At 42.6% G+C, this 21,163-nt stretch carries 14 protein-coding genes; 5 read left to right on the top strand and 9 right to left on the bottom strand.

Annotated elements, in window-relative coordinates; translation table 11 throughout:
• Positions 1-65 precede the first annotated feature (65 nt).
• The 5 genes from ESV85_RS04400 to ESV85_RS04380 all read left to right on the top strand — a co-directional run bounded on the left by ESV85_RS04400 (position 66) and on the right by ESV85_RS04380 (position 6,417).
• Positions 66-824 carry a DUF2490 domain-containing protein gene (locus ESV85_RS04400; protein ID WP_146915069.1) on the top strand — a complete coding sequence of 253 codons (759 nt, stop codon included), beginning with the start codon at positions 66-68 and terminating at the stop codon, positions 822-824.
• 128 nt (positions 825-952) lie between these two features.
• Positions 953-2,650, top strand: coding sequence for a gamma-glutamyltransferase (gene ggt / locus ESV85_RS04395; protein ID WP_146915067.1), 1,698 nt, complete (start codon positions 953-955; stop codon positions 2,648-2,650).
• Between the two features lie 182 nt (positions 2,651-2,832).
• On the top strand, positions 2,833-4,131 hold the full coding sequence (locus tag ESV85_RS04390) for an APC family permease (RefSeq protein ID WP_146915065.1): 1,299 nt from the start codon (positions 2,833-2,835) through the stop codon (positions 4,129-4,131).
• Between the two features lie 40 nt (positions 4,132-4,171).
• Positions 4,172-6,205 carry an alpha/beta hydrolase family protein gene (locus ESV85_RS04385; protein ID WP_146915063.1) on the top strand — a complete coding sequence of 678 codons (2,034 nt, stop codon included), beginning with the start codon at positions 4,172-4,174 and terminating at the stop codon, positions 6,203-6,205.
• 20 nt (positions 6,206-6,225) lie between these two features.
• The gene (locus tag ESV85_RS04380; protein WP_146915061.1) at positions 6,226-6,417 is read left to right on the top strand and encodes a hypothetical protein; all 192 of its coding nucleotides are present in this window, start codon (positions 6,226-6,228) and stop codon (positions 6,415-6,417) included.
• 54 nt (positions 6,418-6,471) lie between these two features.
• On the opposite strand, the gene ESV85_RS04375 is transcribed toward ESV85_RS04380, so the two are convergent.
• The 9 genes from ESV85_RS04375 to nirB form a co-directional block, all read right to left on the bottom strand.
• Positions 6,472-7,749: an alginate export family protein gene (locus ESV85_RS04375; protein WP_146915060.1), complete on the bottom strand. Its 1,278-nt coding sequence runs from the start codon at positions 7,747-7,749 to the stop codon at positions 6,472-6,474.
• A gap of 107 nt (positions 7,750-7,856) precedes the next feature.
• Positions 7,857-9,299, bottom strand: a complete 1,443-nt coding sequence (locus ESV85_RS04370) for a rubredoxin (RefSeq protein WP_146915058.1) — start codon at positions 9,297-9,299, stop codon at positions 7,857-7,859.
• A 298-nt stretch (positions 9,300-9,597) separates the two neighbouring features.
• A complete protein-coding gene (locus ESV85_RS04365; protein ID WP_146915190.1) occupies positions 9,598-13,119 on the bottom strand; it encodes a nitrate reductase in 3,522 nt (1,173 codons plus the stop codon).
• Positions 13,120-13,380: 261 nt separating this feature from the next.
• Positions 13,381-14,805, bottom strand: a complete 1,425-nt coding sequence (locus ESV85_RS04360) for an MFS transporter (RefSeq protein WP_146915056.1) — start codon at positions 14,803-14,805, stop codon at positions 13,381-13,383.
• A gap of 145 nt (positions 14,806-14,950) precedes the next feature.
• Positions 14,951-15,613, bottom strand: a complete 663-nt coding sequence (locus tag ESV85_RS04355; RefSeq protein WP_146915055.1) for a response regulator — start codon at positions 15,611-15,613, stop codon at positions 14,951-14,953.
• A 59-nt stretch (positions 15,614-15,672) separates the two neighbouring features.
• Positions 15,673-17,484 (bottom strand): ATP-binding protein, encoded by a 1,812-nt coding sequence (locus tag ESV85_RS04350; protein WP_146915053.1) that lies wholly within the window; start codon positions 17,482-17,484, stop codon positions 15,673-15,675.
• A 4-nt stretch (positions 17,485-17,488) separates the two neighbouring features.
• Positions 17,489-18,067 carry a DUF4202 domain-containing protein gene (locus ESV85_RS04345; protein WP_146915051.1) on the bottom strand — a complete coding sequence of 193 codons (579 nt, stop codon included), beginning with the start codon at positions 18,065-18,067 and terminating at the stop codon, positions 17,489-17,491.
• A 12-nt stretch (positions 18,068-18,079) separates the two neighbouring features.
• Complete coding sequence (gene nirD / locus ESV85_RS04340) at positions 18,080-18,457, bottom strand: nitrite reductase small subunit NirD (protein ID WP_146915049.1); 378 nt, start codon at positions 18,455-18,457, stop codon at positions 18,080-18,082.
• 18 nt (positions 18,458-18,475) lie between these two features.
• On the bottom strand, positions 18,476-20,986 hold the full coding sequence (gene nirB, locus ESV85_RS04335; protein WP_146915047.1) for a nitrite reductase large subunit NirB: 2,511 nt from the start codon (positions 20,984-20,986) through the stop codon (positions 18,476-18,478).
• Positions 20,987-21,163: the final 177 nt, after the last annotated feature.

Genomic DNA, 21,163 nt, shown 5'->3' with positions numbered 1-21,163 from the left:
ATATTTTTTTATTACCCTATTAAATTACTAGGATTTAGCGTAAAATTGCAGCTTAACTCATAGGCTTGAAAGCAATTACTTACACTTCTATTTTTCTTTTAATGAGCTTTTTACCTCAGGCTTCTATAGCTCAGAAAGATGTGACTCATCAGCAACTTATCTGGTACGGGTATTTTCTTACCCTCCCGATTGATGAGAATTGGTCTGTAGGAGCAGAAGTCCAGGAGCGACATTTTATTCATCCATTTGCTCAGCAACAGTTGTCACTGAGAACACACGTACACCGAAAGTTAGGACAAAGCGGATGGGAAGTATCTGCAGGTTTTGCAACCTTTTTTCAAAGCCCCAACAATCCCCGTTCAGAACTGGATTTGGTAGAGCCTGAACTTAGAGCTCATATCGAAATGGCCTACAAACAGAAGTTTGAAAAGCTCACGATAGATCATCGTTATCGGGCTGAAGCTCGATATTTTCATAAGCTGAACTTAGAAAAGACAGGTTTGGCAAATGGTTATTATTTCGGAGGTTTCAGATTCCGCTATCGCATTTTGGCATCCTACCCTATTTGGAAGATCAATGAAAATCAAGTGCTGAAGGTGATTGCAGGAGATGAACTGATGGTTCAGGCGGGTAAAAAGATTTCATACACCTTTGACCAAAATCGAATAATTGCAGGTTTAGGTCTGTCTATTTCTCCATTTTTGAACGTGGAAGCCACCTATCAAAAATGGATAAATCAGCGTCAAAATGGAGCCTATTTCAATAGAGATATTGTGCGGATAGTGGTTAATCACAGACTGTCCACAATAAAGACTCAGAAATAATTTCTACTTTTTTTTTAACTGCTGGTCTTCAATTGACCAGCCTATTTCCGCTTATCAGAACTCTTGGTATTGATGTGGTATTTTCTCTTAATTTTACTAAAACCACTTTCACTACCAACTTTAATCATATGAAAAACATCCTTACTAAAAATGTAGCATTTGGCTTTTCATTGCTACTCCTATTTTTAATCAGTTCAGTAAATGCCCAAACCATTGCAGAAAATGGAATGGTCGTCTCAGATAATGTCATCGCTTCGCAAGTAGGAGTTGATATTTTGAAAAAGGGAGGAAATGCTGTCGACGCAGCAATCGCTACGGCTTTCGCACTGGAAGTCACTCACCCCGAAGCAGGGAATATTGGTGGAGGAGGTTTTATGGTTTTCATGAAATCAACGGGAGATGTGACCACATTCGATTTTCGTGAGAAAGCCCCTTTGGCAGCAAGTCCAACCATGTTCCTTGATGAAAAGGGTGAGATAAAAGACAATTCAAACCATAAAGGACTGTTGGCTGTAGGGGTACCAGGGACTGTGGCGGGGCTTTATCAGGCACATCAAAAATACGGGAAACTACCTTGGTCCGATTTGGTTAAACCATCAGTCGAACTTGCAAAAAAAGGATTTACTATGACTTTCGGTCTTTATAATGCAGCCGTGAGAGTATCAGATCGTGACCCTTCAGAGGATATCATGAAAAATTATTTCCGAGGAGAAAACGGTGAAATTGTAAAACCTGGCGAAACTTGGAAGCAGCCTGCCTTAGCCAAAACTCTGAAACTGATCCAGAAGCATGGTCGTGATGGGTTCTATAAAGGTGAGGTCGCTCAGGAAATAGAGGATTATATGAAAGCCAATGGTGGAATCATCACCAAAGAAGATTTAGAGAAATATGAGGCGGTGGAGCGTGAACCAGTAACGGGAACTTTCAATGGCTACGATATTTATTCCATGCCTCCACCAAGTTCAGGCGGAGTTGCGCTGATCGAGATGATGAATCTGATGGAGGAAGCTAATATCACCGAAGTAGAATTCAATTCTACAGCTTATGTTCACTTAGTCGCTGAGGCCATGAGAAGAGCATTTGCAGATCGAGCTGAGCACTTGGGAGATCCTGATTTCAATCCTGAAATGCCATTGGATAAATTGCTTTCGAAGGATTTTGCAAAAAAGCGATTTGAAAATCTGGACATGAACAAAGCTTCCATTTCTGATCCTGCACAGTTTGGACATCCTTACGGCGGTGACAACACCACCCATTTTTCTGTAGTGGACAAAGATGGTAATGCTATCTCGATGACCTATACCTTGGAAAATTCTTATGGAGTAAAAATGGGATCGGATAAATTGGGCTTTATTTTCAACAATGAAATGGGAGACTTCAACCCTGTTCCTGGTAAGACAACTACAACTGGGCAAATCGGTTCCGATCCGAATCTGGTTTCTCCAGAAAAACGAATGCTTTCCAGCATGACGCCGACAATAGTGGCGAAAGACGGAAAGCCTTACCTAGTGATCGGTAGCCCAGGAGGGAGAACAATCATCAACACGGTTTTCCAAACGGTGCTGAATGTCTTGGCTTATGATATGCGCGTCGATAGAGCTATTGAAGCCATGAAAATCCATCATCAGTGGCTGCCGGATGTGATCTTATATGAACACAATCTACTTTCTCCAGACACCAGAAATGCACTTCAGAAAATGGGACATACACTCAGACCGACTACTAATATTGGCGTGCTGATGGGTATTACCTACGATGCATCCACCAAACTATACACAGGCGCTTCTGATTCTTCCAGTGAAGATGGCGGAGCGAGAGGATATTAATAGAATCATCCGAAATAATGCCAGTCACCAAAATTTCTTTGCTTACCCGGCAGGAAGACCCCTGCCCGAATTGCAGGCGGGGAGGACAGGAGACCGAAGTGGCCACAATACCAAGGAAATTCTCAAATCATCTATTAGTTTAGTCTTTATAGTAGCGGAATTACAATGAATAAAATATAATCGTGGAAAAAGATACAGGCTTAAGAAGAGAGATCGGTGTATGGGGACTCTCTGCTAACATAGTAAATATCATCGTCGGTGCAGGAATCTTTGTTTTGCCGGCCATTGTCGCCGAAATCATGGGTGCCTCAGGAATCTTTGTTTATCTATTCTGTGGGTTTTTGATTGCTTTGGTGATGCTGTGTTTCGCAGAGGCAGGAAGCAAAGTAACGAGATCAGGAGGAGCTTATGCGTATGTGGAGACAGCTTTTGGTCCTTACACGGGCTTTTTAGCAGCGGTATTCATGGTGATGGGATCTGCTTTTTCAGATGCCGCCGTTGCAAATGCTCTGGTAGAATTAATAGGATTAGCCTTTCCGGTTTTTACAAATCAAATCATCCGCGTTTTACTCTTGTTTTTGATTTTTGGTGGATTAGCTTACCTCAATGTCATCGGAGTCAAGCAAGGAATTGGCTTAGTGAAAATCAATACTGTAGCCAAATTAACACCTCTGATACTCCTGATATTCTTCAGTTGGAAAGACGTTTCGCTGGCTAATTTATATATAGAGAATGCTCCTTCTTTCAAGAATTTCGGCGCTGCTTCTCTGATCTTATTCTTCGCTTTTCAGGGTGGAGATGCCGGATTAACTGTAGGAGGAGAGATCAAAGACCCTCAGAAGACAGTTCCAAAAGCCATTTTCATAGGAATCACCTTCGTCTTGATCCTTTATATTCTTATACAGACTGCAGCGCAGGGAGTTTTGGGAGACCAATTACCAGATTTCAAGGAAGCTCCTTTGGCATCCGTCGCAAATATCGTTTTTGGACCGATAGGCTACACCTTGCTACTAGTCACCGCAGGAGTTTCTATGTTTGGGATGCTGAGTGGGGAAATATTGAATTTGCCGAGAGTATTATTTGGTTTGGCAAGTGACCGAGTTATTCCACTAGACAAGTTGGCATCTATTCACCCTAGGTTCAAAACTCCTTATTTGGCGATTTTGCTTTATGCTGGAATTGGTTTTACCCTAGCAGCAGTGGGAGGATTTCGGCAGTTGGCAGTCATCGCTTCAGCAAGTATGCTGCTGGTATATTTTGGCGTAGCCCTATCAGTAATCAAGCTGAGAAAGATGGATAATACCGATTCCGGAAATTTCAAAATACCTTTTGGCTACACTGTTCCAATCCTTTCGGCTGGAATTATTCTCTTTTTCCTATCTAACCTGACAGGATATGAAAAGATCGGGATACTAGTATTTATTGTAGTTCTGACACTGATTTACTTTTTGGTAAAAGCTGTTTCAAAGGGCAAAAAATAGCAAATCACATTAAAATTCATGACTGTTAATTCACTTTACTATGAAGACTAAACTTGTACTACTATTTGTAATTACTTTTTTGATGTGTGGGAATACATTTTCCCAGCAAAAAACCAATCTGGAACTATTGGATCTTTTTGATCTGGAATACATCTCTAATCCAGAGATTTCTCCAGATGGGACTAAGGTTGTCTACGTCCGGAACTTCAAAGATGTGATGACAGATCGCGACTATTCCAATATCTGGATGACGAATATAGACGGCACACAAAACCGTCCTCTGACTCAGGGAAATCAGCGGAATTCAAATCCAACTTGGTCAAATGATGGAACAAAAATAGCCTACCATTCCAATCAGCAGGATGATAAAACAAAGCTTTTTGTTGTCTACTTGGATACACGTGAGTCGGTGGCATTGACGAATTCAGCTACTCCTCCAGGCGCAGTTTCATGGTCTGCAGATGATAAGCAACTTGCATTTACACAGTTTGTCCCAAGTACTCCAAAATCTTTGTTGAAGATACCCGCTAAGCCAGCTGGAGCGACATGGAATGACGCGCCTATTTTCATCGATGAAATGAATTACCGAAGTGATGGAGGAGGATATACCAAGCCTGGAAATCGTCAGATATTTACCTTAGGACTCGACGGTGGATCTGCGCATCAATGGACTTTCGATGATAATGACTATGGAAACCCAAGTTGGACAAAGGATGGAAAGAGTCTAATTTTCTCAGCTAATCTTCATGAAAAAAAGGAATTAGAACCTGGTAATTCTGAAGTATATCAGCTTAGCTTTTCCGATGGAAAAGTAAAGGCATTGACATCTCGTTTTGGACCTGACTCCAATCCTGTGCTTTCTCCTGATGGTTCACAGATTGCTTTCATAGGGAATGATGATACCTATCAAGGCTACCAAGTAAATAAGTTGTATGTGATGAATCTTGACGGATCAGGGGTAAAAAACCTAACTGCCGACCTAGATCGTGATGCTTCTAATGCACAGTGGGAGACAAATGGTAAGGGAATTTATTTTCAATATGACGAAAAAGGAGATACTAAAATTGGGCATGTAGCGCTCACTGGAAAAATCCGAACAGTAGTTGAAGGATTAGGCGGACTGGATATAGGAAGGCCTTACAATGCAGGAGATTTTACTGTGTCTGACAATACGAGATTTGCCTTTACTTTGGGTGGTACGGATCATCCCGCTGACTTGGCAGTCTGGGTAGATGGTGAGGTCAAAAGAATCACGGCAGTGAATGACGATGTTTTTTCTTACCGTAATCTAGGAAAGGTGGAGGAAATGTGGTGGAAATCTTCCTACGATCAATTAGACATTCAGGGCTGGATCGTTACTCCTCCAAACTTTGACTCCAGTAAAAAGTATCCAATGATTCTAGAAATCCATGGAGGTCCATTTGCCATGTACGGCACTTCATTTTCGTATGAAATTCAACAATATGCGGCAGCTGGTTATGTAGTACTTTACAGCAATCCACGTGGAAGTACAGGATATGGACAGGAATTTGGAAATTCTATCCATCACGATTACCCAAATCATGATTACGCAGATCTGATGTCTGGAGTAGATGCGTTAATCGAGAAGGGCTATGTGGACACTACTAATCTATTTGTAACTGGTGGAAGTGGAGGAGGATTGCTGACGGCCTGGATAGTAGGCAAAACAGATCGCTTCAAAGCTGCAGTGGTAGCTAAGCCGGTAATCAATTGGTCCACACATGTGCTCTATGCGGATAATCCTGCTTTTTTTACTAAATATTGGTTTCCGGGAAATCCATGGGAAGAGCCGGAAAATTATGCTAAGCGCTCCCCTATTACTTTCGTAGGAAATGTGGTCACTCCAACCATGCTGCTGGGAGGAGAAGCGGATTATCGCACTCCACTTGCAGAATCGGAGCAGTTTTATGCAGCCTTAAAGCTTCAGGGAGTGGAAACGGCTATGGTGCGCATTCCAAATGCATCTCACGGATTAGTGGATCGCCCAAGCATGCTGTTGAGTAAATCTGCTTCGATTCTGAGTTGGTTTAACTATTATTTGACGAAGAAGTAAAACGTAATTTGAAATAACCTATGGGACTATTTTGGAATCTTATCCAGCAAAGCCAAATTCAAGATCATAAATCCAAAGCTGAAACGCTCGAAGCCAGAGTCAGAAACCTGGAATGGGAATTAGCACATACCAGAGAATTACTGATCAAAACTCTTAAGATACTGGAAGAGCAATCCGGCAGAGACATTGACGGAGACGGGAAAATCGGTTGATTCCCCGTCTCGCTATCCTAGTGGAAGTGATTGAAAAGTTACTGAATTGAGTTTTCAATCCTCTTTAAACTTATAAGTCAGCAATCTTGGATTGACTATCAGCTGCACCCAACCCCAATTATTTGTGTTTTCTGAGCTTGTTCCACCTTTCACCGCACTCATACTTTCAGTGGCAAACATCTGGGAATAGCCCACATTCATTTTGATGTATTTGGCAATACTTTTAGAGAAAACCAGATCGAATTCTGTTCCCAAACCCTTTCCCAGATCATTTGCCAAATCTGCATTTGCAGAGAAATAGTGTGCATTAAGTGCGATGTTTGATTTCTCGCCAGTCGGGACTTGCACCTTTCCATAGACATCATTCAAGCCTACGTTATTTGCATGATTTCCCACATAGAAGTAATCCATGTAGCCATTGAATTTGTGGTTTGTTCCGTATAGCGGAAAGAAGGACTTGTTCTTACTTTCTCCCCCCTGATCTGTTCCACTCAGCGATTCAAAACCCAGAATAAAAGCCACTTTTCCCGGCTTGTATTTGGCCTCTATCATATACTGATAAGCAGAAATGTCCGTGGATGCATTTGCCTGACCTGATTGCAAGTAAGCCGAACCCGTCACGCTAATAGCCGACAGTGGAAAAGTAAAGTAAGTACCCGTAGTTTGTCTGTAATACAAGCCGTCTGTTTGTGGAATAGGGTCGCTGGTGTATTTCTGAAAACCATTATTCATAAAGAGAAAGCTGAAAGAAGCCTTATCCCATGTCTTGGTGAGGTGCGCCATTTGCATGACTTTGTAGGAGAAAAAGCCAGTAATTGCATAATCACTCCCAAGAGTTTTTTGATTCTCCTGATTGTATGCAAAAGCGAGGTCGAGCTTAAATTTGTCCTTGGAATATTGAATCATTGCGGCATCATGAAATCTGCCTTGCATGGTCCAATCCACTTCCCCAAGGATTCGTTGATCATCGTAAGAAATGGTCTGTCGACCAAGTTTGATCGCCCAGTTTGGAGTAAAAGAATAACGAAACCAAGCTTGAAATAGGCTAAAGGAATCGTTGCCATCTACAGCACTGAGCTGCTGTGTATCTCCCCAAGTACTGACGTCCTGCACACTGAAATAGACTTGAAGTTTTTCGTCTTGATATCCCAAATTCAGCCTTGAGCGCTGTGTGACGAATGCTGCCGCTTTGGCATCATCTGGAAAAAGGCTTCCAAAACCGTGTCTGTATTCGAAGCGCGGTCGGATATCAGCATCTAGTGTGAACTCCTGAGCATCAACAATTAGTACTGATACTATTGAGATAAAAATAAGTAATAGAAATTTTTTCATAGGTTTGAGAATTGAAGAGTGATGCTTATCAAATGTATAGATTTAAGACGCTGATTTACAGAGCTTCGCCCTGATATAAGTCATCTTTTTAGCTAAGATTTAAGGTCTTATTTGAGGATTTTTGAGATGGTTTTCTTCACTAATTTGCTTTTCGGTGCTTCGCAAAGTGAGCAATGATAATCAGCTGGTAATTCTTCAAAAGGGGTGTTTGCGGGAATATTCTGCTCCTGATCTCCATAAGTTGGATCATACATTGTCAAGCAATCCGAGCATTGAAAAATCTCGGTATGGATAGTTTCTTTCGTAGCAACTTGCTTTTTGGATTGCTCCTGCTTTTTCCCCAATTGCTCGAAATACATTTTGCTTAGCTCGATCAAAAGTCCAGGTAATTCTGCTTTATCCACTTCCTGCACATACACGATGTACTGCTGAGTATTTGGGTCAAAGTTTTTGGCGTAAAGTAAATTGTATGTGTTTCGGATTTTGATACCCTCCAAACCTGCTGGAGGCTGATTCTTCTCGATAATAATGGAGGTGAAATAGTATGCCTTTCTTGTATAATCAGTGATTCCAAAGGTCAAACCGTAGGTACTGATATCTCTTTTGTCAAAGTTATCCACAAGATACTCCTTGAGTTTGAGGGCAGATTTATTGTTGACAGGAAGATGCCAATTCAGTTCCAGCATGGAGTGACGCACATTGATTCCGTATCGACCAAGAAGTCTTTCCCACTCGATTTTTGTGCTTTCCGGAATTCCTTTGATGATGATGGATTTCCAAGGTGTGATGGAGATTTTCCCGATTTTACTGTCTGCGCAGAGATCGCAAAGCACTTTCAGGAACTCAGTGTAATACTTGTTATTTCTCCAGTATAAGCCTAACCAATAGCGATCATCGCCCACACGATTGATTCCCTCGTAGTATGGAAAAGGATAAAAGGGCACTTCCAGCGGAGTGTCCACCGTACGATTATTTGAGTCAACTGCGTCATTCACCAACTCAAAAAGAAACTCAACTGTCTCGGGCTCCTCCTGAAGTATGTCTTCAATGGCAGAAGCCACTTTTGCGATATCCCAACTGTAAATAAGCGCTGGATACATCATCGTATCTTCCCATTCTGGCAAACGAACATATAGATACCAGTAATCTTCGTGGGCCGAAGCGATGAAATTCAAGTGACCAGTGAAAAGAGGAACCAAGCGCTGCTTCGGATCTGTGATGTTGATTTTGAGGTTTGGCTGAACTCTAAATTGCTCGAGAATATACAAATACCGATCACCTGTCAGCCAGGGTGTATTTGGGAAAATGTCTGATGAAACATAAGAAGAGACGATATTTTCAGCACCCAATTCTTCTGGAGATACGAGTTGAAATTTATCCTGAGAATCAATTTCCAGGTTTCCGTCATCTTTGATAAAAAGGATGTCTTGACGAGATCCCAGGGAAATAGTATCCAACCCGGCATTTTCTGCCAGTTCCAAAATCTGCTTGAGTTCTGCTGGAGAGAGTACTCCGCCTTTCACCACTACTCTAGAATAGGTCTGTTTCATGTGTTTATAATTATCTTTTTCAATGGTCAGGTAGCCTGTCCATAACTTGCTTAGGGACATTCTCGCTTGATAGAAAATCATCCCACTGTGTCACACTTAAATTCAAGCATATCTCCTGCCGTTGAAGTATTTAGTTTTTTGCTGGAAATTGTGTCAGTCCGAGCGGAGTCGAGGACAATAACTTCACTTATTTTAAAGAGCCTTCGACTTCCTGCCCGAAGTCAGGCGGGCGCTCAGGCGGACAACGTCATCACTCTTTTGTTAATTCTAAATTTTTATTACTGAGGCAGGCTTGATTTCATACCATTACTTTTGATTGGTGAAGAATCTCTCTTACCTCCGTTTTACAACTACCACATCCCAAACCAGCGCCTGTCTGCTGACAAAGTGCGGTGAAATCGAAGCATCCACCTGCGATTGCTTCCTTGATATTTCCCTCGCCCACACGGCTACAGCTACATACTAATTTGCCGATCACAGGCCGTGTTTCCGAAGAACCCATCAGCAAAGATTTTCTCTTTTCGGAAAGCTCTATTTTGTTTTCGATCAGGGATTTGAATTCCGCAAATTCATTTTTATCTCCCATCAGCACTGCCCCGATGAGCAAGTCATCTTTGACAATACATTTCTTATAATAGCGACGACTGATATCGGTGAAAATGATTTCCTCATAGGAATCGTCATTTTCAGGAATCAAAATATCACCTATGCTACAAAGTTCCAGATCCTTGAATTTCAGAATATTCATCAGCACAGATCCGCTGTAAATACTACTTACATCTCCGGCTATATAGTTAGCTAAAACCATGGCTTGCTCCTCAGCAGCGGAGGTAATTCCGAAGAGTTGATTTTGAAATTCTGCGATCTCCCCGATGGCAAAAATGTTAGGATAATTGGTCTGTAAGTGTTGATTTACCTTGATACCACGACCGCAAAGAATGCCATTATCCCGTGCGATTTTAATGTTCGGCTGTGTGCCTATCGCGTATACCACCGCATTTGCGTAAATGATTTTCCCACTTTTCAGTGTGATAGAAAGCGATTTATGTTCTTCATCATCGAAGACCGTACTGACCTCATTATCGAAATACACATGAATTCCCCGCTCCTGTACATCCAGAGAAAGTAGCTTACTCGAAACTTCATCCAACTGGCGCTCCATCAATCTGGAAGCGCGCTGTACGATAGTTACTTTCACACGATTGTGCTGCAAAGCCGCTGCAAGTTCCAGCCCAAGCAAGCCTCCACCTATGATGACGACATGCTGGTTTTCAGGAGGTAGCTTGGTAGAATCCAGGTAATCTTTAAATCGATCTGCATCGATTTTGTTTCGCATGGTAAATCGACCCGGTAGATCCAATTGCGCATCTTTTGGGATGAAAGCTCGACTTCCAGTCGCCAAAATCAGCTTGTCAAAAGGATATTCCTGGCCGTCATTATCGACGACAACTTGCTTCTCAGGATCAATATGTTCTATAGAAAGTCCCGTGTGAAGACTTATTTTCAGCTTCTTAAGCTCGTGCTCTTTGATCTTCTGCAGCTGCTCCCAAGTCAGCTCTTCAGTCACATATTCCGGCAAAAGTACTCTATTGTAAAAAGGATGCGGCTCTTTGGAGAACACATGAATCTGATCGGATTCATTGTGTTCGCGGTAGTTTTGGATGAAGCGGAAAGCTGCCGCTCCTGCTCCCACGACCACGATTTTCTCCGTGATTTTTTTGTATCTAGAAACAGAAACTGTGGTAAACTTAAAATCCGGTTCTTTGGATTGAGGATCGACCACCGTGTTTGTTAGGTTATTTGCTCGATTGAGATCACTTTGTAATTGCTTACCCCAATGCATGGGCAGAAAAACTACGCCTTCACGAATGTTTTTGGAAAGCTTTGCCTTTACTCGGACTACGCCATTCTTGCTTTTCACTTCCACCACATCTCCATCTTTCACCTTGTCTAGGTAAGCATCGATGGGATTGATTTCCAGAACCGGACTTGGGTAATGCGTGCGAAGTCTGGATACTTTTCCCGTCTTGGTCATGGTATGCCACTGATCCCTCACGCGTCCTGTGGTAAGAATCAGCGGATATTCCTTGCTAGTTTTTTCGGAAGTATTAGTGATCTGAGCGGGAATATTGAACACCGCCTTTTGAGTCGGCGTATAGAATTTCTTGTCTTCGAAAAGCCTTGGAGTTCCTGTATGTCTGTAGGCTGGTACTGGCCATTGGAAGGTTCCTTCATTCTTCAGCCTATCGTAATTGAGGTAGGAAATATCGATGTTCGTGCCTTTGGTCATAGCACAATATTCCTCGTAGATCTCCTCCGTATTGTTGAAATTAAAACCTCGGAAACCCATTCTGCGAGCAAAATCACAAAGAATCTCCACGTCTGGTCTAGCTTCTCCGGGAGGATTGATGCCTTTGTTGAGATAGGAAATCCGCCGCTCAGAATTCGTCATCGTCCCTTCCTTCTCCAACCATCCAGCAGCGGGAAGAACCAAATCTGCGTACTCAACTGTGTCTGCTTTGTGAGAAATATCCTGAACGACCACGAACTTGGCGTTTTTCATTGCCTTTTCGATCTTCTTGGAATTTGGCAAGCTCACCATCGGATTGGTGCAAATGATCCAAACTGCCTTCATTTCTCCGCTTTCGAGTGCGTCGAACATCTCAGTGGCTGATAATCCCGGTTCGGGAGAAATCTCATTTACACCCCAGAAATTTGCCACTTCCTGCCGATGAACAGGATTATTCAAGTCTTTGTGTACAGCCAATAAATTTGCCATTCCACCAACTTCGCGTCCGCCCATAGCATTTGGCTGGCCAGTAAGTGAAAAAGGTCCATTTCCTGGCTTGCCAATTCTGCCTGTCACTAAAGAAAGGTTCAGCAGGGAAAAATTCTTATCCGTACCGATGGCACTTTGGTTCAAGCCCATCGCCCACATACTGATAAACCCTTTGGATTCGCCGATGATCTCGGCTACTTTCTTAATATCTTCAACTGAAATCCCGCAGAGTTTGGAGGCTTCCTTCAAGGAAGTTGCCATTACCTGTTTGCGATATTTTAGGTAGTTCTCGGTGTGTTTCTCTATAAATTCTTTGTCAGCCAGTCCGATATCGATGATTCTCCTACCTATAGCATTGTACAAAATGATGTCTGTGCCTGGTATGATTTGCAAATGAATATCAGCAAAAGTGGCAGAATCAGTTTTGCGCGGATCTACCACGATAATCTTCACATTCGGATTTTTCTCCTTATGCTTTTCCAGTCTGCGAAAGAGGATCGGATGACACCAGGCTGGATTTGCGCCAGCTATCAAAAACGCATCCGCCAACTCTATGTCTTCATAAGAAATAGGGACTGAATCTTCTCCGAAAGTTTTTTTGTAAGCCACCACCGCTGAACTCATGCACAAACGACTGTTGGTATCTATGTTATTTGTGCCTAGAAAGCCTTTCGTCAGCTTATTTGCGATGTAGTACTCTTCCGTAAGGCATTGTCCAGAGATATAAAAACCTACACTGTTCGGGCCGTATTTCTGAATCAAAGACTTGAAAACTCCCGCAGCTCTGTCCAACCCATCGTCCCAACTTACCCGCTCACGAGGATGAGATCTGCTCCAGCGCATTTCAGGATAGAGAATTCTATCGGAAGTATCATTTACTACGTAGTGCAGATTCCTCCCCTTTGAGCAAAGCATGCCTTGGTTCACAGGATGATCCTGATCGCCCTCGACATGTACTTTGTTTTGAGAGTCCACCTCAGCAACTATTCCACAGCCAACGCCGCAGTAGGAACAAGTGGTTTTAACTTTTTTGTCTGGGATCACTACTCAAGGGTTACAATTGGAAATAGTTTAACATAGTTATCAGCGATTATGCCAGTGGCCAAAATTGCTTTGCTTGGCTGGACGGGAGACCGAAGACGGGTGACCGAAGTGGCCTCAATTCTTGAGTTTCCCATCTATTCAGGACTTTTGAATCCCTACTAGCAAAAAGCGAATATTCATATTGTTTAAGAACAAAATAGCTCATCCGCACGACAAATGATCAATTGCAGAAGAGCTATTTTGGGTATAGACAACAAGTTAATTATCTATTCGCACTAATTCAGGCTGTAACTTACCTAATTCCACTTCGGCTACTTTCTCATCTTCGGTACTGAATCGTATCGCTAAGGCAACCATTCCAGACATGACGATCAGACCGCCTATGACTAAGTAACCAGCCGATACTGCGCTTGCCGCGGCGGCTGATTGTGCTGCCGCTGCTGCATCTGCTCCCAGTGTTTCACTTGCAATTAAAGCAGCTTTTTCGGCTACTGCTGACTTGGAGCTTAAGAAAAGTGCTGCCAAGAATGCTCCGAAATTTCCACCTGCACCAACTATACCTGAGATAGATCCGATTGCTTTCCTATTGACAAAAGGAACAACAGAGAAGGTGGCTCCTTCTGCCATTTGAACCGTAAGGCTGAATGCAACCAAAAGTACAAATCCTAGTAACAATCCAGTGGCAAGAGAGAACAAGCTTAGCATTAAGCCTTCCGCAATTAAGATAGCTGCCAAGAACCAAACCCGGCCTTTAAGCCCTCTAGCTTTACCAAATTTGTCTCCAAAATATCCACCAAGCGTACGGGCGAAAATGTTCATCAATGCGAAAGAGAGCACGATATTACCAGCGGTGATTCGTTCGAGTTGGAAAGTGTTTTGAAGGTAATCATCCATGGTGCCATAGACTGTCAGTTCTATACCAAAACATGCTGCGTAGACCACGAAAAGCAACCAAACACGGTAGTCTTTCACGGCCTCCATAAAGCCAACTTTATCCTTCTTAGTGCTAGGAACTTGCATTCCTCTTGCTTCTAATTCCTTGAAGTTTCCTTGTGGTGTATCTTTTGTAAAGAAGTAATACACCAAACCCATGGTAAAGCACGCGATACCCGCGATGACCATGGAATATCTCCAGGCATCTGCCTCAGCTACCCCAACTCCAATCACTATCGCCGCAATGATCGGCATACCCAATCTATTAGCTCCGCCACCTAGATTTCCCCAGCCAGCAGAAGTTGCATTGGCAGTTCCGACTACGTTGGAAGCAAACATCAGCGAAGTGTGAACCTGCGTGATCACGAATGAAGCTCCGATAAATCCAGTCAACAGACGGCAAATGTAAAACTGCATGGGAGTTTGAACCAGGCCGCTAAGTATTACAGGAATTGATCCTAAAATTAGTAACCAAGTATAGCAAAGCCTCGGACCGTACTTATCGCATAGCTTGCCGATAAGTAATCTGGCGAAAACTGTTCCCGCTACTGCAAGAACTGTTGCATTCCACTTTTGCGCGGGAGTAAGACCTAAGTCCTTGACTACATCTGGCATGAATGGCACTATACCAAACCATGCGAAAAAGCAGATAAAGAATGCAATTGAAGTGATCCAGAAGGTACGGATCGGGACAGATTTAAAATCTAAGAGATTCAACCGTGTCGCTTTGTGTGTAAGTAGTGGCTCCATAATACTTATTTTTAATTAGGATAAAAGTAAGTATAAATACGTAATTACAAAACAGAATACGTATTAAATTTAAGTAAAAAATAAAAAATCCATTTAGATTGGCTCTAAATGGATTATTGACTACTTATAAAACTTAGTAGTTTCCTTAGATCAGATTTAAATCTCTGGATTTTGTGGTCAGCTCTGCCAGATTCTTGACGTTCATTTTTTTCATCAAATTAAACCGATGTACTTCCGCTGTTCTCTTGCTGATCTCCAGCGCATCAGCGATTTCATTATTTCCTTTCCCTTCTAGGATAAGTTCGAGTATCTGCTTTTCTCTGTTGGTCAAATTCGCCAATTCCTCTGGAAGCACTTCTGATTTGGATGAAGACTTGGCTTTCCCGTTGACAAAATTATTGATGATATAAGCAGATACATCTCCAGCAAAAAACTTCCCGCCACCAGCTATGGTGTGTAAAGCCTTCAAAAACTCGCTTTTCGAGGATCCTTTGAGCAAATACCCATCGGCTCCAGCTTCCACTGCCTCCACCACATACTCTTCCGAATCATGCATAGAAAGGACAAGCTTTTTGATATGTGGAAATGATTTGGTCATTTCCTTCACTACTTCCAGACCATTCATTTTAGGCATTCGAATGTCCACAATAAGTAAATCTGGATTTTGCAGGGCGACTACTTCTAACGCTTCCACTCCATCAGATGCCTCATCAATTACCTGAAACTCTTTTTCACTTTCAAGTAGGGACTTGATCCCATCACGTACTAATTCGTGGTCATCTGCTAAAACTATCTTGATTGGGTTCATATGCGCTTAAGTAAATACGTAGTAAAGAAACCGAATTTACGTATAAAAATCTAGGAAATCTACGTCAAAGGAATGTTGAGAGTGACTTTGGTGCCTTCGTTTGGCGAGGAATTAATGAACAATCTTCCGTTGATGTATTTCACCCGTTCTCTCATAAAGGTCAGCCCCATTCCACCTTCCTCATCCGGTTTAGCTTTAAGCTTTGCTTTGTCAAAACCTTTTCCATTGTCATCCACGATGATGCTCAGAATATTCTGACTATGCGAGACGGTGACGATGATATGCGAGGATTCTGCATATTTGATCGCGTTGTTGATTGCCTCCTGTGTGATCCTGTACAGATTGATTTCCACCAAAGAATCCAGTCGCTGAGAGAATTCTGACTTATTGAAAAGCACTATGTCTTTCCCAGTAAGCTTGGAAAGCTCCTGCGTCAGTTCTGTCAATGCTGGTACAATTCCGTAATCCTTTAATTCCGGAGGAGTAAGGTTAAAGGTGGCAGTTCGCACTCCCTTGATGATATTCGAAGTAAGTTCTTTGAGCTTGATGATCTTCACCTCTGCTTTTTCTGGATCAGAAGAGTCTACACTTTCCAATAAGTATTTAAGTCCAGTGAGCATTTGTCCAATACCGTCATGTATATCCTTGGCAATGCGGTTTTGCTCATTCTCTTGGTTCTCGATGATTTGTCTTGAGATCACTTTCTGCTGATGCATTTTCTCCTCAAAACTCTCCTTTGTCAACTGCTCCACCTGATGCATGAACTCCTTACGTTTGGTGATATCCATGCAAATCAATATCAACTCCGATTTGTCCTCAGCAGAATTGAAAGGAATCATGGACACATCCAACCAGATGTCTTCTCCAGTCTGCGAAGTTGTTTTGAATTCCCCTTCCCAACCGGATTTCTTGTTTTCTGCAATGATGCGATCTATCGTAAGTTGCTCATTTTCCAGTGGAGAAAGCATATCGGAGATCTTCGCATTGATATTGAATTTTTGGGCTTTGTAAAGCCTGCTGAAGCGCTCACCTATGTGGGTGATGTATCCTTCTGGTGTGATCCTCGCGAAAAGCAGAATCTGATCCATCGCTTTGCTAAGCGCTTGTAGTTCCCGTACTGATTTTTCCTTTGACTGACTAAGTATATCTGCATTCTTGGCCATTCGGATTGCTTTTTCCTCCGCATCCATCAGCTCATGAATACTTGCTTTCATGGCTTTGGCCGAAGGCCAAAAGATGATCAAAAACTCACCAACTAAGACTAGCAATGTGAAAACCGTTATGAGCAATTCCAGTTGCTTTAAGCTTGAGACTTTCTCTTTGGCTTCGTGATCGTATTGATTCACTATCTCGTCCATTTTGATCAGAAAGCTATTTGCGTTGGTTTCAATGATTTTCAATTGCTCCGCTATAGCAGAAGAATCCTCAGAAGTACTGGATTTCAGAAAAATGAAATTCTGCGTTGCATCAATCACTTGTTTGAAATCTGGATTGATTTCCTCAAACATGCCCTTGATTTCAGAGCTATTGTCTACAGTAAAATCCTGTGATTCATCTCCCAACTGTAAAAGCTGATGTGCTTTTTCCCAGCGATTCAGCGTGGATTGAATTGTGTCTATCTGCACTTTCGAATCTTCAGAAGATTGGCTTTGCGACAGCAAAAGAACTTCCTTGTTCAGCTTTTGACTCAGCATTCTCTGCCGACCAGCCACATTGACCAGACGACTGTCATTTTCCTGATCATTCAGGTATTTTCTGATGAGAATCTGGCTTGCGATCAAGGAGATGGCAATTGCTCCCAAAGCAATAATGTAGAGGCGGCGGAGACGATTAAAAGTATCTTGATCCAGCGATCGCGGTGTACCAGTCATTTGTTTAGGTAATAGCTTCTTTGACTAATTCGAGGCTTGAAGGTGAAAATGGTAATTGTAAAGCGGCTCTATGTCCTTTTTCAGACATTTTTGCCCAGGTTTTTTGAAGAATATCAATGACTTTGGCAGACTCATGTTTGGCAGCGAATTCTTCGAAATAATATTCCAAGAAAACCAGACAAATGACATCTTCCATGGTTTGTGTATCAGGATCAGTCTTCAATTGTTTCTTTCTGATCAGGAATTTTGTCTTCTCAATCGTCTCGTCATCGTACCCCGCTTCTACTAGAATTTCCGCAGCCATATCAGCATGCATCTTCTTCAATTCTTCTCGCCACTTGAGATAACCCACTCTATCCATCGGGTAATCTGATCTCGGAATTTTCCATCTTCCGATGTGTTGTGCCCTCACGGCGAGCTGCATAGCCTCAGAAGATTCAGGATCAAACTGATCAAGTTTTTCGGTCATACGGATGGAATACAACAGCTCTTTTGCAATCTCTTTTCCCAATACTTCTTCTTTGATCGGATCTTCCGCATTGATCTGATCGATCAATGAGATTGCTTTCTGGAATTTGTTCATGTGTCAATTGGATTAATCTGCGAATCCAATATATACATTTCCCTCCTGAATCCTGACCGGATAGGTCGCAATACTGTATTCTTCTCCGTTCAGATTGCTGCCATCTTCTAGCGAAAAGGTCTTCTTATGAAGCGGACAAGCCACTTTTGGAATTCCCTGAGCATCGCCAGTCATGCCGCGGGAAAGAACCATTTCCATCTTGTGTGGGCAAAGGTTCTGACAGGCATACCAGGAGTTCGTTCTGGTGAAATAGTAAACTGCAATTTGCTTAGCGTTGTACTTCACACAGGCTCCCGCATTTTCCGGAAAGTCGTCTGTCTGACCTACTTTGATCCAATTAATAGCATGCTCCTCAGCTACGGATTGATAATTTTTTAATAGTTCTTCCATGATCTTATTCTTATTGGATTACCAAGGTCTAGGCATTTTTTGATCTCGCATCGGCACAAATACTAAGCTGTCATCTGTCTCTTCTGAATTGACAAATGGCTTAAATCTCTTCATCATCTGTGGATCCTCGATAGCTTCTTTCCACTCACATGCGTACTGGTTTACCAGCTCCTCCATCTCAGCTTCCAGTTCTTCGGCTATCCCGAGGCTATCTTCTACCACTACCTTTTTCAAATAGTCTATTCCACCTTCCAGCTTGTCCAGCCAAGGTGCAGTGCGCTGAAGCGGAGCGGCTGTTCTGATATAATAAACCAAGAATCTATCTAGGTATTTGATGCAGGTTTCATCGTCGAGTTTCTCGGCCAGCATAATAGCGTGCTTCGGCGTAGCTCCGCCATTACCACATACAAATAGGTTCCAACCACCTTCTACTGCGATGACACCAAAGTCCTTCCCTCTGGCTTCGGCACATTCACGAATACAGCCAGATACTCCTCCTTTTAGTTTGTGAGGAGAACGTAGGCCTTTGTATCGCTCCTCGATTCTGATGGCAAAACTCACACTGTCGTGCAAGCCGTATCGACACCAGGTAGATCCCACGCAGCTTTTTACAGTTCTGAGTGATTTGCCGTAGGCATGTCCACTTTCGAAACCAGCATCAATCAATTCTTTCCAAATCATTGGTAATTCATGAAGCTGAGCTCCAAAAAGATCTATTCTCTGACCCCCTGTGATTTTGGTATAGAGATCGTATTTCTTAGCGACTTGTCCCAAAACCATTAATTTGTCCGGAGTAATCTCTCCTCCTGGCACTCTCGGTACGACCGAGTATGTACCGTTTCTCTGAATATTGGCTAGGAATCTATCATTCGAATCCTGAATAGGAGCCTGACGATTGGCAGTTTCCATGTATATACTGGCGAAAATCGAAGCCAAAACGGGCTTGCACATCTCACATCCATGACCTTTACCATGACGATCCAGCGCTTCGTCAAAATCCATAATGCTGTGCAACTTCACCAAATCGTACATTTCCTGACGGCTATAATCGAAGTGTTCGCAGATCGTTTCTTTCACTTCCTGTCCCATGGACTTCAAAGTGGCCGTAACCAAATCTGTCACCATGGGCTTACACCCTCCACATGAACTCGAAGCTTTTGTGCTTTTTACAACATCTGAGAAAGTGCAACAAGCACCACTTGTGATGGAGTCGCAGATCGTTCCTTTAGAGACTGCTTCGCAAGAGCAAATCTGAGCTGTATCTGGCAAATCCAGCACAGAACCCAAAGCACTTTTGCTCTCTCCACCTCTGGAACCCAAGATCAAATCTTCCGGATTCTCAGGTAGCTTCATCGCATTGATATACAATTGAAAAAGTGTGTTGTAATCTGAAGAATCACCGACCATGATTCCACCTAGTAACTTCGAACCGTCTTTGGTGATGTTGATTCTTTTGTAAACTCCACGTTGCTTGTTTTCATATGCGATTGCAGTGACCTCATCATTCTCGATGAATGGATCACCAAATGAAGCCACTTCCGTTCCCACCAATTTCAGTTGGGTCGACATGTCTATGGAAGGACTCATGAGCTTTTCGCCACCGGCAATTTGATCTACCGCGACTGCTGCCATCTCATATCCAGGAGCGACTAGTCCGTAGATGCCATTATTATATAGTGCTACTTCTCCGATCGCATAAATCGCCGGATCGGAAGTTTCCATTTTGTTGTTTACATAGACACCACCGCGCTCGCCAGTTCGTAAGCCACATTTCACAGCCAATTCATCTCTAGGACGAATACCTGCGGAAATGATCAGCATGTCGGTTTGGAGAGAAGTTTCGTCAGTGAAGTCGATTTTTTCGATACCTGCTTCTCCCATGATTTCCTTGGAGTTTTTGCCCAAGTGAATTTTCATACCAAGGCTTTCGATCTTGCTTTGAAGCATATCACTGGCAGCTTTGTCCAGTTGACGAGGCATAAGTCGTGGTGCGAATTCGATTACATCAGTTTGCAACCCGAGCTCTTTGGCAGCATTTGCAGCTTCCAAACCTAGCAATCCTCCACCTAAGACAGAGGCCTTGAATTTGCCTTCCTGCTTAAGTTTGTCTGCGTAATCTTTGATTGCATCAAGATCTTCAATTGTTCTATAGACAAATACACCCGGCTTGTCCACTCCTTTGATACTAGGGACAAAAGGAGCTGAACCTGTAGCCAAAATCAGGTAATCATATTCGAAATAATCATGCTTGTGCGTGAAAACCCGCTTAGTCTCAGTCTCGATGGAAGTGATCATTTCTCCCGTACGAAGGGTGATGTTATTCTCGGCATACCAGTCACGGGAAGCCAAAAGCAGCTTATCCGCAGAGTCTAGCGTGAAGTATTCGCTTAGGTGAACACGATCATAAGCTGGTCTGAATTCTTCCCCGAAGACTACCACCTCAAATTGATCACGAAGAGGGTGGGCAGCTAGCTTTTCGCAAAACTTGTACCCTACCATTCCATTTCCTATGACAATAACTTTCTTCATGGCTACGTATTTTAGAACTCAAATATAAGTATAAATACGTAATTACAAAGAAAGCAGTAAATAAATACTTACTAGAAATAAGTATTTAAGAGTGGATTAAAAAGTAATAAACCATCCAATTATCGTTAAAAGGACGTTTTTTTTTAAAAATTTCAGGTACCTAGTACGTATTTTTTT

Source organism: Algoriphagus aquimarinus, from assembly GCF_007997215.1.
In the GTDB taxonomy this organism is placed as follows: Bacteria; Bacteroidota; Bacteroidia; order Cytophagales; family Cyclobacteriaceae; genus Algoriphagus; species Algoriphagus aquimarinus_A.
Note: the sequence above shows the minus strand (reverse complement) of the source record. Positions and strands in the feature narration are given on the sequence as shown.

Coding starts and splice junctions, on each gene's coding strand:
- ggt (WP_146915067.1), top strand. CDS start 953: ATGAAAAACATCCTTACTAAAAATGTAGCATTTGGCTTTTCATTGCTA.
- ESV85_RS04385 (WP_146915063.1), top strand. CDS start 4,172: ATGAAGACTAAACTTGTACTACTATTTGTAATTACTTTTTTGATGTGT.
- ESV85_RS04380 (WP_146915061.1), top strand. CDS start 6,226: ATGGGACTATTTTGGAATCTTATCCAGCAAAGCCAAATTCAAGATCAT.
- ESV85_RS04375 (WP_146915060.1), bottom strand. CDS start 7,749: ATGAAAAAATTTCTATTACTTATTTTTATCTCAATAGTATCAGTACTA.
- ESV85_RS04370 (WP_146915058.1), bottom strand. CDS start 9,299: ATGAAACAGACCTATTCTAGAGTAGTGGTGAAAGGCGGAGTACTCTCT.
- ESV85_RS04360 (WP_146915056.1), bottom strand. CDS start 14,805: ATGGAGCCACTACTTACACACAAAGCGACACGGTTGAATCTCTTAGAT.
- ESV85_RS04355 (WP_146915055.1), bottom strand. CDS start 15,613: ATGAACCCAATCAAGATAGTTTTAGCAGATGACCACGAATTAGTACGT.
- ESV85_RS04350 (WP_146915053.1), bottom strand. CDS start 17,484: ATGACTGGTACACCGCGATCGCTGGATCAAGATACTTTTAATCGTCTC.
- ESV85_RS04345 (WP_146915051.1), bottom strand. CDS start 18,067: ATGAACAAATTCCAGAAAGCAATCTCATTGATCGATCAGATCAATGCG.
- nirD (WP_146915049.1), bottom strand. CDS start 18,457: ATGGAAGAACTATTAAAAAATTATCAATCCGTAGCTGAGGAGCATGCT.
- nirB (WP_146915047.1), bottom strand. CDS start 20,986: ATGAAGAAAGTTATTGTCATAGGAAATGGAATGGTAGGGTACAAGTTT.